Source organism: Arcobacter sp. CECT 8989 (genome assembly GCF_004116715.1).
Lineage (GTDB): Bacteria > Campylobacterota > Campylobacteria > Campylobacterales > Arcobacteraceae > Halarcobacter.
Genome location: NZ_PDKE01000122.1, coordinates 1 through 394, shown reverse-complemented (window position 1 = coordinate 394; position 394 = coordinate 1). Strand labels below are relative to the sequence as shown.

Annotated in this window: 1 protein-coding gene; it reads right to left on the bottom strand. The window is 32.7% G+C overall.

Annotation, left to right across the window (positions count from 1 at the left end):
• Positions 1-394: methyl-accepting chemotaxis protein (locus tag CRV02_RS14670; RefSeq protein ID WP_258239344.1), on the bottom strand; the 394-nt coding region annotated here is incomplete at both ends.

Genomic DNA, 394 nt, shown 5'->3' with positions numbered 1-394 from the left:
GCATTTTTTTGTGTTTGTTGGTCTAATTGATTAACAGCAATTGAAATTTGTTCAATACCTGTTTTTTGCTCTTTTGAAGATTCTGCAACATTTTTAATTAATCCATGAGTATTTTGAATATTTTCATTTAAATGAGTATATCCTTCAATCATATTCCCTGCAATTTGTTTTCCATCACCTGACTTTTGTGTAGCGTTTTCTACTAAAGATTTTATCTCTTTTGCTGCTTCTGCGCTTCTACTAGCTAGGTTTCTTACTTCGCCTGCAACTACTGCAAATCCTTTTCCTGCTTCACCTGCCGTTGCTGCTTCAACAGCAGCATTAAGTGATAAAATATTTGTTTGGAATGCAATTTGATCAATAACAGATATTGCATCATTAATAGATGTAACTT